The 15,440-nt window shown below is 69.2% G+C and carries 13 protein-coding genes and 3 pseudogenes; 11 read left to right on the forward strand and 5 right to left on the reverse strand.

The features are described from left to right. Positions 1-80: 80 nt before the first annotated feature. The gene (locus F9278_RS45410; protein ID WP_152173517.1) at positions 81-1,070 is read right to left on the reverse strand and encodes a threonine ammonia-lyase; all 990 of its coding nucleotides are present in this window, start codon (positions 1,068-1,070) and stop codon (positions 81-83) included. A 251-nt stretch (positions 1,071-1,321) separates the two neighbouring features. Here F9278_RS45410 and F9278_RS45415 point away from each other — a divergent pair, with 251 nt between their 5' ends. From F9278_RS45415 to F9278_RS45435, 5 genes and pseudogenes are all read left to right on the forward strand, one after another. Continuing rightward, positions 1,322-1,675: a hypothetical protein gene (locus F9278_RS45415; RefSeq protein WP_152173518.1), complete on the forward strand. Its 354-nt coding sequence runs from the start codon at positions 1,322-1,324 to the stop codon at positions 1,673-1,675. 473 nt (positions 1,676-2,148) lie between these two features. Further along, positions 2,149-3,111 (forward strand): TerC family protein, encoded by a 963-nt coding sequence (locus F9278_RS45420; protein ID WP_152173519.1) that lies wholly within the window; start codon positions 2,149-2,151, stop codon positions 3,109-3,111. A 249-nt stretch (positions 3,112-3,360) separates the two neighbouring features. Beyond that, positions 3,361-4,347 (forward strand): ABC transporter substrate-binding protein, encoded by a 987-nt coding sequence (locus F9278_RS45425; protein ID WP_152173520.1) that lies wholly within the window; start codon positions 3,361-3,363, stop codon positions 4,345-4,347. Positions 4,348-4,405: 58 nt separating this feature from the next. Next, positions 4,406-4,732: pseudogene (locus F9278_RS45430) on the forward strand (LysR substrate-binding domain-containing protein); the annotation flags it as partial. A gap of 232 nt (positions 4,733-4,964) precedes the next feature. Further along, positions 4,965-6,380, forward strand: a complete 1,416-nt coding sequence (locus F9278_RS45435; RefSeq protein WP_152173521.1) for an amidase — start codon at positions 4,965-4,967, stop codon at positions 6,378-6,380. A 172-nt stretch (positions 6,381-6,552) separates the two neighbouring features. Here the strand turns inward: F9278_RS45435 and F9278_RS48975 are convergent. Then, a pseudogene (locus F9278_RS48975) lies at positions 6,553-6,772 on the reverse strand (hypothetical protein). A 585-nt stretch (positions 6,773-7,357) separates the two neighbouring features. After that, positions 7,358-7,720: a hypothetical protein gene (locus F9278_RS46660; RefSeq protein WP_193241933.1), complete on the reverse strand. Its 363-nt coding sequence runs from the start codon at positions 7,718-7,720 to the stop codon at positions 7,358-7,360. A 686-nt stretch (positions 7,721-8,406) separates the two neighbouring features. On the opposite strand from F9278_RS46660, the gene F9278_RS45450 reads away from it, so the two are divergent. The 3 genes and pseudogenes from F9278_RS45450 (at position 8,407) to F9278_RS45460 (ending at position 10,392) form a co-directional block, all read left to right on the forward strand. Next, on the forward strand, positions 8,407-9,117 hold the full coding sequence (locus tag F9278_RS45450) for a hypothetical protein (protein ID WP_319023138.1): 711 nt from the start codon (positions 8,407-8,409) through the stop codon (positions 9,115-9,117). Between the two features lie 183 nt (positions 9,118-9,300). Beyond that, positions 9,301-9,564, forward strand: a pseudogene (locus tag F9278_RS45455) (sigma-70 family RNA polymerase sigma factor); the annotation flags it as partial. An 84-nt stretch (positions 9,565-9,648) separates the two neighbouring features. Next, a complete protein-coding gene (locus tag F9278_RS45460; protein ID WP_152173523.1) occupies positions 9,649-10,392 on the forward strand; it encodes a DUF1775 domain-containing protein in 744 nt (247 codons plus the stop codon). Positions 10,393-10,568: 176 nt separating this feature from the next. Here the strand turns inward: F9278_RS45460 and F9278_RS45465 are convergent, their stop codons facing one another. Both F9278_RS45465 and F9278_RS48000 read right to left on the reverse strand, forming a co-directional pair. Further along, on the reverse strand, positions 10,569-10,973 hold the full coding sequence (locus tag F9278_RS45465) for a hypothetical protein (RefSeq protein ID WP_226967232.1): 405 nt from the start codon (positions 10,971-10,973) through the stop codon (positions 10,569-10,571). Positions 10,974-11,025: 52 nt separating this feature from the next. Beyond that, positions 11,026-11,565, reverse strand: a complete 540-nt coding sequence (locus tag F9278_RS48000; RefSeq protein WP_152173524.1) for an RICIN domain-containing protein — start codon at positions 11,563-11,565, stop codon at positions 11,026-11,028. A gap of 51 nt (positions 11,566-11,616) precedes the next feature. Here F9278_RS48000 and F9278_RS45475 point away from each other — a divergent pair, with 51 nt between their 5' ends. The 3 genes from F9278_RS45475 to F9278_RS45485 all read left to right on the forward strand — a co-directional run bounded on the left by F9278_RS45475 (position 11,617) and on the right by F9278_RS45485 (position 15,426). Further along, positions 11,617-11,835, forward strand: coding sequence for a hypothetical protein (locus F9278_RS45475; RefSeq protein ID WP_152173525.1), 219 nt, complete (start codon positions 11,617-11,619; stop codon positions 11,833-11,835). Between the two features lie 102 nt (positions 11,836-11,937). After that, entirely contained in the window at positions 11,938-14,313 is a 2,376-nt protein-coding gene (locus F9278_RS45480; protein ID WP_152173526.1) for an ATP-binding protein, read from the forward strand. Positions 14,314-14,559: 246 nt separating this feature from the next. Beyond that, positions 14,560-15,426 carry a GNAT family N-acetyltransferase gene (locus F9278_RS45485; RefSeq protein ID WP_152173527.1) on the forward strand — a complete coding sequence of 289 codons (867 nt, stop codon included), beginning with the start codon at positions 14,560-14,562 and terminating at the stop codon, positions 15,424-15,426. The last annotated feature ends 14 nt before the right edge of the window (positions 15,427-15,440 follow it).

Genomic DNA, 15,440 nt, shown 5'->3' on the forward strand with positions numbered 1-15,440 from the left:
CTCCTCTGAAGCCGGCGGGCCCGCTGGAGGGCAGCCCACACGCTCGGTCTTCTCGACGCGGAGATCGTCCGGTCTGCAGGTCACCAAGGGCTGTGGACGGCAGCACCGACCCAGTGGTGGAAGGCGTCCACGTCGACGTTGCTGCCGCACACGATGATGGCTACGTGCCGGCCGGCGAAGCGGTCACGGTCTTCGAGGACCGCCGCGACGCCGAGCGCGGCCGACGGCTCCACGACGAGGCCCGCGTGGTCGAAGAGCATCCGCATACCGGCGATGATCGACGCCTCCTGGACCAGGACGGCGTCGTCAGCCACCAGCAGGAGATCGTCCAGGACGGCCGGGATGGGAAACCGGCCGGCGACGCCGTCAGCGATGGTGTCGACCGAGTCGGTGGTGACGACGCGCCGTTGGCGCCAGGAGTGTGTCAGCGCCGGTGCGCCCAGCGGCTGGACGCAGATCACCTCGACCTCGGGCGCCAGGGCCTTCACCACATGCCCCACACCGGTGGCCAGCGCCCCGCCGCCGAGAGCGATGAGGACGGCGTCGAACGACGGCTCGGAGTCCACCAGTTCCAACAGTTCCAGGCCGATGGTCGCCGCGCCTTCGCAGGTCTCGATGTCCAGGCTGTCCTCGACCAATCGGATGTTCTCGTGGCGCGCGATGGCCGCGGCCCGCTCGCGCGCCAACTCGTGGTCGCCATCGACCAGTTCCAGCCTCGCGTCCAGTGCGCGGATCCGGTCGAGCTTGGCCCGAGTCGCGAAGCGCGATGCCACGACGGTGACGTCGAGTCCCCTGCCGCGACCGGACCAGGCGAGGGCCTGGCCGAGGTTGCCCGCGCTCGCGCACACCACGGCTTGCGAGCCGTCGTCGGAGAGCCGACTCGCGACGACCTCGGTGCCGCGGGCCTTGAAGCTGCGGACCGGGTTCGCCGTTTCGAGCTTGATGCTCACCGCGCATCCGAGGCGGGGCTCCAGTGCCTCGCAGCGGTACAGCGGAGTGTCGAGAAACATCGGGTCGATCACCCGGCGAGCCGCTCGGATCCGAGCAGTGTCGAGACGTGTCTCCTGCACGACACAGCAGGGTAGTCCCGCCGGCTGACGCTTCACGTGTAAATGTCAAAGCCCGCTGGACAGACCATCAGCGCATCCTCTGTGTCACAACAGCGAAGTTGCGTGTCTTCGCCTGAGGGTGCCTCCCCGGGGCGCAAGGTGAGCGGGGGCTTGCGTGACCCATAGGGACGTTCCATGCTGGCCGCAACGCCGACGCAGCGGGCCTTGATATGCGGTACGGGCGCGGGATACGAGCGGCCGTCTTATCGGGTGTGCTGTTGTCGGCCGGCGGCTGCTCGGACGGCGACGACGGAACGCGTGCGTCGTCGGCGCCGCCCGCCGTGTCGGCCTCGGCCGCGACCCGGCCCGGGAGCGAGACCCCGTCGAGCAGTCCGTCCGAGTCGCCGTACAGCGACAACGACCAAGTGCTGATGGCCAGGGGGGACTGTTACGGGTCTTCGACAGATGACGAGCCGGGTCGTGCCCTGGAGATGGCCTGCGGCGACCCCGACGCGATCGGCAAGGTCCAGAAGCGCGTCAAGGAGAAGACCACCGCGAACACCTCCGTGGACTGCCCCGACTCCGCGGACGACGTGCTCGGCATCCGCGACGACCTCGGACCGTGACTGTCTGTTCGTTCGGGAGTCTGACGACAGGAACGGGGAAACGCCTTGCGAAGGAGAGAGTTCGCCCGATTTCAAGATCGTCGGCGAGCCGGACCTGAACGGCAAACGTCCGCGCGAGGACGACGTTCAGGTAACGGATGACCTCATCCCTGGGCCGCCCCCTTCCGAGTGATCCGGTCTGCTGCGCGAGAGCCGTCACACAACCCTGAGCGGGTGCGCACGGCGGTAGGTGCTATGGGGCGCGTTCGGTTCACCGCTCGCCTTCAACTCACCGGCCATCACCGCGGCCGGACTCCCGCACCGGTCCACCTGGCCGTGGGGTGGTCGGGCTGTCACCAAGCGTGACTTGGGTGCTTGTTGTCCTCGGGCTGTACGCACCTTGGACGGGCGCTGTACAGCGGCGGGTGAGGTTTGAGTGACTTCCGCGCACGCAGGCGGCGGAAGTGTCCGGCCCTGACCGCCCCGGAGGAATCTTGAACGTCTCCCTGACCGGCTGGCTGCTCACCGTCGTCGCTCTGTGCGTGTTGGTGGGCGTCGACTTCTTCTTCGGCCGCAAACCCCATGACGTGTCGATCAAGGAGGCCGGGATCTGGTCGGCCGTCTGGATCGCTCTGGCCATCGCGTTCGGTCTGGTGATACTCGCGGTCGGCGGGGGCAGGCCGGCGGGGGAGTTCTTCGCGGGCTTCATCACCGAGAAGTCGCTGAGCGTCGACAACCTGTTCGTGTTCGTGCTGATCATGGCGAAGTTCGCGGTGCCCTCGCAGTATCAGCAGCGGGTGCTGATGGTCGGGGTGCTGATGGCCCTGGTGCTGCGGGCGGTCTTCATCGCGGCCGGTGCGGCGATCATCTCCACGTTCTCCTGGGTGTTCTACCTCTTCGGCGCGTTCCTGATCTACACGGCGTGGAAGCTGGTGGAGGACGCCCGCAAGGGGAGCCATGAGGAGGAGTACGAGGAGAACAGGCTTCTCAAGGCGGTGGAGAAGCGTTTCGGGGTGGCCGACCGGTATCACGGCACCAAGCTGTGGATCGAGGAGAACGGCAGGCGGGTGATGACGCCGATGCTGGTCGTGATGCTCGCGATCGGCTCCACGGACGTCCTGTTCGCCCTGGACTCCATTCCCGCGATCTACGGTCTGACCGAGGACCCGTACATCGTCTTCACCGCCAACGCCTTCGCCCTGATGGGCCTGCGCCAGCTGTACTTCCTCATCGGCGGCCTGCTGAAGAAGCTCGTCCACCTCTCCTACGGCCTGTCGATCATCCTCGGCTTCATCGGCGTGAAGCTCGTCCTCCACGCCCTGCACGAGTCCGGTGCGCATGTCCCGGAGATCTCCATCCCGTTCTCCCTCGGGTTCATCGTCCTGGTCCTCGCGGTCACGACCGTGACGAGCCTGTGGGCGTCGAAGAAGCAGCAGGAGACGGATGGGCCGGTATGACGTCCGACAGTGGTTCAGGGCGGGCGCTGGGGCAAGGCCCAACTCCGCACTCTGGCAACGGTGGTGACGGGACGAAACATGCGGCGAATTCCTTCGGTGAGGGGACTGACAAGAGGGTGTTAGGTATGTAGATTGCGGGCGTCAGTGAAGTGCACAACATGGCTGCATGCTCGTCCGCCGTCGGTATCTCCGCCCGCTCTCCTCGTCCCGCCCGGCAGTCGTCCGTTCCGTTCTTCTCAAGGAGGAACCATGCAAAGGTGCGTGGTCACGCTTGCCCTGGTCGCGATGACGGTCGGCAGTGTCGCCGGAGTCGCCGGTTGCGGTTCGTCGGACTCCGACGGCGCCGCCGACTCCTCGGCGGGCGACGGGAAGACCACTCAGGTCACGGTCGGTGTCATCCCGATCGTCGACGTCGCGCCGCTGTATCTGGGGCAGAAGCAGGGCTTCTTCTCCAGTCGGGGCATCGAGCTCAAGATGGTCCCGGCACAGGGCGGGGCCGCGATCATCCCCGGAGTGGTGAGCGGACAGTTCCAGTTCGGGTTCAGCAACACCACGTCCCTGATGCTCGCCCAGACCAAGGGCGTTCCCATCAAGTCGGTGGCGAACGGCGCCGCCTCCAACGGCAAGGTGGGTGCGGACGTCACGGCCGTCCTCGTCAAGAAGGACAGCCCGATCAAGTCCGCCAAGAACCTCGCCGGACGCACCGTCGCCGTCAACACCCTGCAGAACATCGGTGACACGACGGTCCGCGAGTCCGTGCGCAAGGACGGCGGCGACCCCACGAAGGTCGAGTTCGTCGAGATCCCCTTCGACCAGATGCCGGCCGCGCTGGACGACGGCCGAGTCGACGCCGCGTGGATGGGGGAGCCCGCGCAGACCGTCGCCAAGGGTCAGGGAGCCCGTGTCATAGCCTCGCCGTTCGCCGAGACCGATCCGAATCTCACCCTCGCGACGTACTTCACCTCCACGAAGACCGCGCAGCAGGATCCGGCCCTGGTGAAGAAGTTCACCGAGGCGATGAACGAGTCGCTGGAATACGCCTCCGCCCACCCCGACGAGGCGCGCCAGATCCTGACCGGCTACACCAAGATCAGCGGAGAGGTGCTGGACGAGCTGATCCTCCCCAGCTGGCCGACCGAGGTGAACACCGCCTCCCTGGAGAAGCTGGCCGAACTCGGTGAGCAGGACGGCGTCTTCGGCGACAAGAAGCCGGACCTCGGGGCGCTCTTCTCATAACGCTCACGCACATCAACGCCCGGACGGCGCCCTGCGCCCGGCACCCGGCGCCCGGCACCGGGCCGGGTTCGAACCGCGCATCGCCTACGTCTCCCACGACTACCAGGAGGCCCAGGCCATGGTCGCGGCCGGACTCGGCATCGCCCTCGCACCCCGGCTCGCCCTCACCAGCCGCCGCAGCGACGTACGCCTGCTGCCGTTCGGATCCGACGTACCGGCCCCCACCCGCCGCATCCTGCTCGCCCGCGCCACGTCCCGCGAGGCCACACCACCCGCCCAGGCCATGGCCGACGTCCTGCGCTCCGTGGCCCAGAGGTTCACCGGCGCGGACCTGGACCGCACACAACTCGGCACGGTCCGCAGGGGAGGGCACGGGCGCGCCTGACACGACCGCCGTGACCCGCAGTCGGCGTATGTCGCGGTGTCCTGCCATCGGTCCACGTATGTCGCGGTGTCCTGCCCGCGCTCGTCGACATGCAAGGACATGAGGACATCACGCATCACCTGTCCGCCCCGTCCGCCCGACGACATCGAAGGGGCTGGTGAATTCCTCGCATGTTACCTATCGGTAAGGAATGATGGCGGCGACCATCCACACGGCAGGGGCTGAGGCAGCGGTGACGACTTTCGACGAACGGACCATCGTGCACGCATTCCGCGACGACGCCCTGGGAGAGCACGACGCCGTCGGTCTCGCCGCGGCGATCCGCCGGGGCGAGGTCTCCCCGGCAGAGGCCGCGCGGGCCGCCCAGGAGCGGGTGCGGGCGATCGACGCACGGCTGGGCGCGGTCCAGGCGCACGTCGACAACCCGGCGCCCGCCGCCGCGACGGACGGCGCGTTCGCCGGGGTGCCGGCCTTCGTCAAGGACAACACCGACTACCAGGGGCTGCCCACGGGCCACGGCAGCGCGGCCTTCCGCCCCAGGGCGGCACGCCGACACGCACCATTCACCCAGCAGCTCCTGAGCAGCGGCGTCACGGTGCTCGGCAAGACCCGGCTACCCGAGTTCGGGTTCAACGCGAGCACCGAGTACGACGGCGCGGAGCCGGTGCGCAACCCGTGGAACACGGGCTACTCGGCGGGCGGTTCGTCGGGCGGCAGCGCCGCGCTCGTCGCCGCCGGCGCCGTGCCGATCGCGCACGCCAACGACGGCGGCGGCTCGATCCGGATCCCCGCGGCCTGCTGCGGACTCGTCGGCCTCAAGCCCAGTCGTGGCCGTGTCGTGGGAAGCGATCTGGGCCGCCGGCTGCCGATCGACATCGTCTCCGACGGAATCGTGAGCCGTTCCGTACGGGACACCGCCGCGTTCCTCGCCGCCGCCGAGACCCACCGGCGGAGCCCCGCACTGCCACCTGTCGGTCTGGTCGAGGGTCCCTCGGAGCGCCGGTTGCGCATCGGGTTCCTGCTGGACTCGCCGAACGGAGTCCACTCCGACGCGGCGACCCGGGCGGCGGTCACGGAGACCGTGGCCACGCTCGAACGGCTCGGACACACCGTGGAGCCGGTGGAGTTGGACATGGACCCGAACTTCACCGACGACTTCCTCACGTACTGGGGGCTGCTGTCCTTCCTCCTTGGTGTCTCGGGCCGGACCCTCGGCGCGGACTTCGACCGGCGCCGCATGGACGGCCTCAGCCGGGGGCTGCGCGAGGACTATCTGCGCAAGTGGCGGCGTACTCCCGGAGTGCTGCGGCGGTTGAAGCGCGCGAAGGAGGCACACGCGGCGGCCTTCCGCCGGCTCGACCTCGTCCTGTCACCCGTGCTCGCGCACACCACGCCACCGATCGGCCACCTCAGCCCGACCGTTCCCTACACGCAGCTGATCGAACGGCTCCTCGCGTATGTGGCGTTCACGCCGCTCGACAACATCGTCGGCACGCCGTCCCTCTCGCTGCCCAGCGCGAGCGCGACGACGCAGGGGCTGCCCATCGGCGTCATGTTCTCCGCCCGCCCCGGCGACGAACGCAAGCTGCTGGAGACCGCGTTCGAACTGGAAGCCGACCGCCCCTTCCGCCGCATCCAGGACCAGTGACATCGGCGGAAGCGACGCTGTACCGGCGGCGTCCGGGAAGACGAGGACGCCGCCGGTCGGGGAGCCGTATTCCACAGGCACAGGCGTCGTACTCGCCACCGACCTCAGACCGCCACCGACCTCAGACCGCCACCGACCTCAGACCGCCACCGACCTCAGACCGCCACCGACCTCAGACCGACGCCACCGTCAGTCGGTCCAGCGACCCTGCCTTGGCCTGGGCGACGAGGTCGGCGAACTGGTCCTCGCTCATCTGCACCTGCTGTCCGAAGTCGTCGGTGATGCGCACACGGTTGGCCTCGGGGCGTGCGGGTCCACGAAGAGCTGGGACAACCGCAGTCGCAGTTCCCGCAGAAGGTCGCGATCGGTTCCGGGTTCACGTCGGCCGCCATCTGTGCCACCTCGTCAGTTTCCGTCGCGCCGGACGGTCCGGCAGGTCTACGATGACCGGCGCCTCGTTCCCCCCCCAAACGACCCCAACACATGTGAAGAACCACGCCAATCGGCGGGAACTGAACGGGCCCGCCGAACGACCACTGGAGTGGCCGAGGGCAATGGCCCGTCACCGCCCGACGGGCACAGGATCCGCGAAATTCAGCCAGCCGGCACGGGCCTGGACGCGCTCGCCGTCGGCGCCACCCGCCGCCGTACCGCCGCCCCGATACACAAGACGGCGATACGTACCTGGAGGTGTACCGACGCCTCACCGACACCCAGGGGCTGCGCGATGGCACAGAAGAACTACATCGTCACCGGCGTGAGCGAGGTGGACGTCAATGTCGCGGCGGGCTCGGTCACCGTCACCGGCACCGACCTGCACGACGCGCTGCTGCGTGCGGCGATCGTGGAGGCAGCGGTACGAGGTGGCGGAATCGTCGGCCCCGAGTCCCGGCCCCGAGTCCCGGCCCCGAGCCCCGAGCCCCGAGCCCCGAGTCATGGATCCGGACTCGGGGGCCGACGGGGGGAGTCCGTTCCCGTCAACGCCGTTTCATGCGGGACGGGTTGTGCCGTTGTCGTCGGGCGGTGCGGCGGTGCCTCCTCGTCCCCGATATCGCTCGGTCGACGGCCAGGTACAGCAGTGCGCTGACCGAGACTCCCGCGACGGCTCCGATCACCGCGCCGGGCGCGCCTCCGGCGACGGAACCCAGCAATGCGTACCCGCCCGCGAGCAACACCGTCGTCGCGACGAACAACGACCACACCTCGCTCAGACGGCGTAGACGGCGTAGACGGCTCAGACACTCCCGCGCCGCTCGCAGCCGATGCGCCCCGGCGACCGGTTGTTCCCAGGGCCATGCCCCGTCCACGACAGCCCTGGACGTCGTGACCATGTCGGACATCGGCCTTCACCCCTCTGGAAACTCCGCGCTCCGCCCGCCGAGTTCCGTCCATGGACGGCCCCCACACGTCCCTCCCCATGCGGAGTCGGCGAAAACAACGGGCTTGAGGGAGACGGCCGTTGCGCGGTGCCGCGTGAAACGAGCAGGACGATCACGACCGACATCCCCAGCGCCATCGCGGCGTGGCGGGCAGGGGACAGGATCCCACTCGGGGTCACCTCCATCGACGCGGTGGCGTCGCGCGGCAGTTCCCCTCCCTCGTCCGCTTCCCCTGCTCTGGCCCGGTCCCGGGCTCGGGTGAGCCAGGTCAGGCCGAGTGCCCCGGGGACAACCGCGAGCAGCTCGGCGGTCACGTTCGGCCCTGTCCCAGCCAGGCCCATGGTGGCGACACGGGACGCACTGGACGTATCCGTTCCGTGCATGCCACCCGATGCCGAGTGACCGGACATCGTCCAGGGCGCCGTAAGGCGTCCGTCCTTCAGCCGCTCGACGCTCGGTCACTACGGCGACGGGCTCCAACTGATCGGCGCGCAGGGCCCGCCGCCGTTGTGTGTCGTGCATCACAACGGCCGGAATGAGTCGGAGGCCAGGGGCAATTCCGTACTCTCCCGTGACGCGTGGGACACGGACTGCGAGGATGTGGCGCGATGACTGCCGGGAGGTGTTCTCGTACGCTCAGGGCCGCCGTGTTCGCGGCTGTCTGCGTGCTGCTCACCTCCCTGGGGCACGTCATGATGTCGGGCACCGCGGTGCCCTGGTGGGCCCTGGTCGCCGGCGCGTTGGTGACCGGCGGCGCGGCCTGGAGGTTGGGCGGCCGGGAGCGCGGACCCTTGCTGGTCGGCTCCGCCACGGTCGCCGCACAGGCCGTACTCCATACGTCGTTCTCGCTAGCCCAGGCGATCGCTCAGCCGGATTCGGTCGGCGGTGGGACGCTCGTCCAGCGGTGGACAGACCACCTGCCGGGCGCTGCGCACACGGGACCGGGCACGGCGCCTGACCCCATGGCGACCTCCATGGACTCCCTGGGCCACATGGGCCACATGAACCACATGGGGCATGCGGACCACGTGGGGGTCGCGCACGCGCTGCGCGACGGTATTTCCGGCTCGCCTGGGATACCTGAGATGTCCTCGGTCGGCATGCTGGCCGTCCACCTGCTGGCCGCGTTGGCGTGCGGTCTGTGGCTCGCGTGCGGCGAGCGCGCCGCCTTCCGTATCCTGCGGGCGCTGGCGGGGTGGCTGACCGCTCCGCTGCACCTGATCCTGCGGGTGTTCGCGCCGCCGAGCCATCCCCAACTCCGTGTCCGCCGGGACCGTTCCGACCGGGCGCCGCACCGTTTCCTCCTCGCCTACGCGATCACTTCTCGGGGACCGCCCGTCGGGACCGCTGTCGCCTGACGACAGTCGGTTCCCCGGGGCAGCCGGAGACGACGATCTGTCGGCTCCACTCCCTCGGGCCTCGGCCGCGCACTCCCGTACCCGGCCGTCCGTCCCTTCACCGGTTCGTGCCGTGCCGCCCACTGTTCCGTGTGCGTCGGCTCGGCCGCCGGTATCCGGATCCCCGAGAAGGACACACATCACGTGATCACTTCTGCCTTGAACTCCTCGCGCGAGGAAGCGAACGAAGAGCTGACCGGCGTGTCGAGGGACGCGTCGATCACGGCCTGGGCGCTCGCCGCCCGCAGCGGTGGACCGGAGGCCGTCGAACGGTTCGTCCGCGCCCTGCACCGAGACGTCCACCGCCATGTGACGGCCCTCGGCGGCGACCGCCGGCGCGCCGACGACCTGAGGCAGGACACGTTCCCGCGGGCACTGGGCAGCTTGTACCGCTTCGAAAGCCACACACCGTTCGCCGTAGCGGCCTGATCCGCCGCAGCGCGCCCAACACACCGAACACCCTCCCCTCCATCGCTCATCAGAGGAGTACCTGTGCATCGCCCTACTTCGGCACGAACCCTGCGCCGCGCCGCCGCGCTCACGGCTGTCACGCTCGCGGTCGTCGTCGCCACCGCCGGTCCGGCCGCGGCCCACGCGGAGGTCGAGGCGGAGGGCGCCCGCGCCCTCGATCAGAACGTCGAACTGACCTTCTCCGCCGAGTCGGAGTCGGGCTCCGCCGGCATCACCAAGGTCGAGGTGATCCTGCCCGAGGGCCTCGTCCCCGCCGACATCACGTACGGGGAGGGCCCGGACGGCTGGAAGTTCGCCCCCACCGACCGGGGTTACACGGTGTCGGGCACGAAGCTCGCGGTCGGGGAGGACGTCGAGTACGTCGTCACGGTACGGCAGTTGCCCGACGCGAAGTCGCTCGTGTTCAAGACCCTCCAGTCGTACAGCGACGGCAAGGTGGACCGCTGGATCGAACTGGAGGAGGAGGCGGAGGGCGACGGCCACGGGCACGGTCACCCCGCGCCCCGCTTGGACCTGAAGGCCGCGGCACCCGGCGCGAAGCTCGTCACCCCCACACCCAGCCCTTCGGAAGAGCCCACGACCGCCGCTCCCTCGACGAAGCCGGACACCGAGACGCCTTCGGCCGAACCGGCGGCGGACAGCACCAACGCGGACGACGGCGACGACGGCATGTCCCTCGCCGTCCCCCTGGGCATCGGCGCCGGAGTCCTCCTGCTTGGCGGCGGAGCCTGGTGGTTCAGGAGCCGCCGAGGCGGAACAGCCTGAAACCTAGGGGGACTTGAGCGGCGGAAGAGCGGTTGGGGGCGGACGCTGATCCGGGCGGGCAGACTCCTGCCGGTGAGATCGAGCCGGAGTGTCTGACAGCAGTCCTCCTTTGCCGGTGCCGTTCGAGGGTTGTCCCTGGAGCCGCACCGGCGAAGGCGGTAGCCGGGTCTCGTGCGTCAGCAGAAATTGACGTCTCCGCCCTGGTACTCAAGGTTGGCCACTGACGTCCAGCCGCGGATGTCGGTGCCGGCTATCCGCCCGTAGACCCACAAGTTCTTGTAGTAGTTCCAGTGGTAGCACCAGGAGTAGAACGTCGTGCCCGCAGGCACGGAGATCACGTTGTCGCACTCCGCGGCCGGGCGGGTCTTGAGGTTGTAGGTGCCCTTGAACTTCTCCACGGCGGAGGAGTTGTTGGTGTAGGCGACGTAGTCGCATGGAGCGGCGGCGCTGGCCGTCGGCGCCCCGACGGTGGCACCGAACCCCACCAGGAGTGCGGTGGCCCCGAGCAGAGTCGTGAGCTTCCGGGCCGGCCGCAGGGGCTTCGACCCCGTTTGCTCTGTCTTCCTGCCTATCGCTGTCATTGCGTCCTCCACTGGTTCGGGTCCCGGGACGGTGTCCACGGGATTCGGTCGATCAGGAGACGGTGTGCCAGTGCCAGAGCTGGTTGCCCTTGTTGGCCGGGCCGCACAGCCAGGTCTGGACGACATTGCTCAGGCCGTTGCTCCGCACGTCGAGGCATTGGCTGCTCTGGGCCCGGTTCTGGAGCTGGAACCACCCGTTCGCGTGGTAGAGGATGAACCACTGCTGCGTCCGTTGGCCGTTGCAGCTCCGCATCTCCACCTGGACGCCTTCACCGAAGCCGGTCAGGCACTTGCCCGCCGCGTCGGCGTCGTGGCTCCGCATCGTGAAGTAGCCGGAGCCGACCGGTACGAGGTCCCAGCCCTGGTGGGCGTTCACGTGGCAGCGGGCCATGACCACGGCGGAGCCCCTGCCGGTGTCCGTAATCTCAAGGCATGTGCCCGAGGTGTCACCGTCGCCGTTGATCACTCGGCCGCTCGCCGCCGCTGCGTCGACCGGGGCGCCACTGCCAGCGCTCGCCGGAACTCCGGCCGCCAATGCCACCAGCGGTGCCGCTGCACACGCGATCGCGAATCGCGCCGTAAGACCTTTCATATCGACTTGACCTCTCCCTTCAACTCGACCCCTCCGTAGGGAATTGCGGACGTGAACATCAACGTCAACGTCAACGTCAACGTCAACGTGGACATGGACCTGCGCCGCCGAGTCAGCCGTTCCGGCCAGTGCCGCAGTGCCGCAGTGCCGACGGCAGCCGCTTGCATCCACGCGATTCCCGCACTGGGGCAGTCCTCGAACTGTGGCAGTCGTCCCGCCCTCTCACCACGAAAGGACCACGCATGCAGCACGCAACTGACCCGCAACTGACCCCGCAACTGGCTTGGCGCCGCCTCTCAGAAGTCGTGGAGGAAGCGGGACAGTTGAGGTGACCAAGCGGCAGTACGCGAGGGCAGTACCAGGGGGGCGCCGATGCTCGGGGAATTACTGCGTGACCACAGGCGGCGGCTGGGGCTCACACAGGAGGAACTGGCCGAGCGAGCGGGGGTGAGTGTGCGCACCATCAGCCACCTGGAGACCGGCCGCATCAACCGGCCGAGACCCGCCACCATGCGGCAGCTGGCCGAAGCGCTGGCGCTGGCGGACGAGCCCCTTCAGCAGTTCGCGCAGGCAGCGACGGACCGGCCGGGTACGACGCCGACTCTCGCGCCGATGTCTCCGGCCCCGGAGCCCAGGCCCGGCTGGAACGCACCAGCCCAACTCCCCGCGCCTCTGGCCAATTTCGTAGGCAGAACCGCACAACTACACGCGCTGGAAACGCTGTTGGGCGGCGACTCGGAACTCGACGCTCAGCAGCGGCAGTTCGACCGTGAACAGAGTGTCGGCGCGCCCGGAACGGTGGTCATATCGGCCATCGCGGGCACCGCCGGTGTGGGAAAGACCGCTCTTGCCGTGTACTGGGCGGCCAGGGCGGCTCATCGGTTTCCGGATGGACAGTTGTATGTGAATCTGCGGGGGTTCCATCCGACGGAGTCGGTGATGACTTCCGGGGAGGCGATCCGTGGATTCCTGGAGGCGCTCGGGGTGCCGGCCGAACAGATCGCGGTGGAGGCGGAGGCGCAGATCGGACTGTACCGGAGCCTGTTCGCCGGCAAGCGGATCCTCGTACTGCTGGACAACGCGCGCGACGCCGAGCAGGTACGACCATTGCTGCCGGGCTCCCCGGGTTGTCTGGCGCTGGTCACCAGCCGGAACCAGCTGACAGGACTGGTCGCGTGTGACGGCGCCCAGCCGCTCCCGCTCGACCTGCTGACCGAGGACGAGGCGCGACACCTGCTGATCCGGCGGCTCGGCGCGGCCCGGGTCGCGGCGGAACGGGACGCGGTGGCGGAGATCGTCACACGGTGTGCCCGGCTGCCCCTGGCGCTGGCGATCGTAGCGGCACGGGCCGCGATGAACCCGCGGTTCCCCCTGTCGGGGTTCGCCCGGGAGTTGGGCGAGGCCGGAGCCGGTCTCACCCCTTTCGCCGGGGGCGATCCGTCAACGGACATGCGAGGGGTGTTCTCCTGGTCGTACAACATGGTCGGCGGCGAGGCGGCCCGCATGTTCCGGCTGCTCGGGCTGCACCCCGGCCCCGACATCGGCACAGAGGCGGTCGCGAGTCTCTGCGGGCTCCCTCCCGGTCCCACCCGCTCGGCCCTGAGCGAACTGGAGCTCGCCAATCTGCTGGGCCAGCACCTCCCCGGCCGATACACCCTCCACGACCTGCTCCGCGTCTACGCCGGCGAACTGACCCGAACGCTCGACGCGGAGGCCGATCGAGGCGCCGCGCTGCGCCGCCTCCTCGACCACTACCTCCACAGCGCCGTGGCGACGACCGCGGCGCTGAGCCGACACCGGGAGCCCATCCTTACCGCCGAGCCCGCGCCCGGAGTCACCCCCGAGCGACCCGACGCCTACGAACCGGCCCTGGCCTGGTTCGCGGCGGAACTGCCCAACCTGATCGAGGCGGTGCGAACGGCCGCCGCCCGTACGGGATTCGAGGCCCACGCCTGGCAACTGGCCTGCGCCATGGTGAGCTTCTTCGATCTCACCGGGCATTGGCAGGAGTGGGTCGAGACCCATCTGGCCGCCCTGGACGCGGCCCAGCGCGTCGGCGACACCGCCGGCGAGGCACGTACCCTGCGCAACCTCGCTCGCGTCCACTCCCGGCAGGGCCGCGATGTGGAGGCCGTCGCCGCCCTGCGCCGCTCGCACCGGCTCTGCCGCGACCTGGGCGACCGGGTCGGGCAGGCTCAGGCCCTTCGTTTCCTCAGCAACGTACTGGGACGACTGGGCAAGCACACCCTGGCGCTGAGCCACGCCCAACAGGCCCTGGAGCTGCTGCGAGCCGTCGGCCATCTCGTCGGACAGGGCCGGGTCCTCAACCAGATCGGCTGGCAACTCTCCCACCTCGGCGACCACCGTCGGGCCGTCGAGTACTGCCGACAGGCTCTGCGCGTCCTCCAGGAGTGCGACGACCCCGACGGCGAGGGCGCGACCTGGGACAGCCTCGGCTTCGCCCACCGACACCTCGGCGAACACGACGAGGCGATCACCTGCTTCCAGGAGGCCCTGCGGCTACGACGGGACCGCGACGACAGCTTCGAGGTAGCCGAAACCCTCGCCCACCTCGGCGATGCCCTACTCGACGCGGGCCACCACGACCAAGGCCGACGAGCCCTGCACCAAGCCCTGGAAATCCTCGAACAACTGGACCACGGCGACGCTGGCCGCATCCGCGCCCGGATCCGACGATGCGATACGCCCACGTCCAACAACGGACACGAGTCGAGAACGCTTGGATAACCGGGACGGACCGGCCCGCGAAGCGGCGGGAAGGGGCGGGAAGGGGCGGGAAGGGGCGGGAAGGGGCAGGAAGGGGGGACCCGAACTGTGACCCGTCCGCCCGTCCGCCCGTCCGCCCGTACGGGCGCGGCTCATCCACTGCGCCGCGACCCTGAGGCCACGACCGACGGAGGAGCCTGCGTTGTGCATGGCTGAAAGACGTCGAGCAAGTGGTCCCTGCGCCGAGGACATCGGGGATCATGAAGCATGCGCCCGGACAACTGGCACCTCACCCACGACATCGACGACTTCCTCGCCCGAGCCTGGGACTTCCTGTGCTCGCGCCCCGCCCTGCACAACACGCCGCTGACGGACATCGAGAAGCTGCGGATACGCGGAGCAGCCGAACACGACACCACAGCCCCTGTCTTCGGCAGACTGGTGTCAGAAGGCGAGGTCCACGCGATCTTCTATCTCACTCCGTCCGGCCGCCTGGGCCTCACCCCCCTCTCCGCCCAGCAGACCGACGCCCTCGCCGCTCACCTGGCCGATCTCGGCCACAAGCCCTCCAACGTCATCGCTGACCACGACACCGCCGACGCTTTCGCCGAGGCATGGCAGCGGCACACGAGCGCGACACCGGTACTTTTCTGGCGGACGCACCTGTACCGTCTCGGCACGCTCACCCCGCAGAACCCGTCTCCGGAGGGCCGGGCGCGAGGCGTGGGCGAGCCGGACCGGGAACAAGTCATCCGCTTCTGCCGTGAGTTCTGCGTCGACGTCGGGGAGCAGACCTCCCTCGACCTGATCGACGCCGGCGCCTGGGACGACTCGCGCTTCGGCGACAGGCACTACACGTTCTGGGAGACCCCGGACGGCACCCCCGCCTCCATGGCCGCGGCCACCTCGATCGTCGGCGGCATGGTCCGCGTGGACCCTGTCTACACCCCGGCCCACCTCCGGGGCCGCGGCTACGCCGGAGCAGTCACCGCCGAGACGAGCCGCACCGCGCTGGCCACCGGCGCGAAGCACGTCGTCCTGTTCACCGACCCCGACAACCCCACCAGCAACGCCCTCTACCAACGCCTCGGATACGTCCACATCGCGGACTTCGCCGGGTACAAGTTCTCCTGAAGCGCACGAGGGGG

It is taken from the genome of Streptomyces phaeolivaceus, assembly GCF_009184865.1.
Taxonomy (GTDB): Bacteria; Actinomycetota; Actinomycetes; order Streptomycetales; family Streptomycetaceae; genus Streptomyces; species Streptomyces phaeolivaceus.

What these genes read in the sequence shown, in the direction of transcription:
- F9278_RS46660 (WP_193241933.1), bottom strand. Translation starts at nt 7,720, where the DNA reads ATGTCCGACATGGTCACGACGTCCAGGGCTGTCGTGGACGGGGCATGG.
- F9278_RS45425 (WP_152173520.1), top strand. Translation starts at nt 3,361, where the DNA reads ATGCAAAGGTGCGTGGTCACGCTTGCCCTGGTCGCGATGACGGTCGGC.
- F9278_RS48000 (WP_152173524.1), bottom strand. Translation starts at nt 11,565, where the DNA reads ATGAAAGGTCTTACGGCGCGATTCGCGATCGCGTGTGCAGCGGCACCG.
- F9278_RS45480 (WP_152173526.1), top strand. Translation starts at nt 11,938, where the DNA reads ATGCTCGGGGAATTACTGCGTGACCACAGGCGGCGGCTGGGGCTCACA.
- F9278_RS45465 (WP_226967232.1), bottom strand. Translation starts at nt 10,973, where the DNA reads ATGACAGCGATAGGCAGGAAGACAGAGCAAACGGGGTCGAAGCCCCTG.
- F9278_RS45485 (WP_152173527.1), top strand. Translation starts at nt 14,560, where the DNA reads ATGCGCCCGGACAACTGGCACCTCACCCACGACATCGACGACTTCCTC.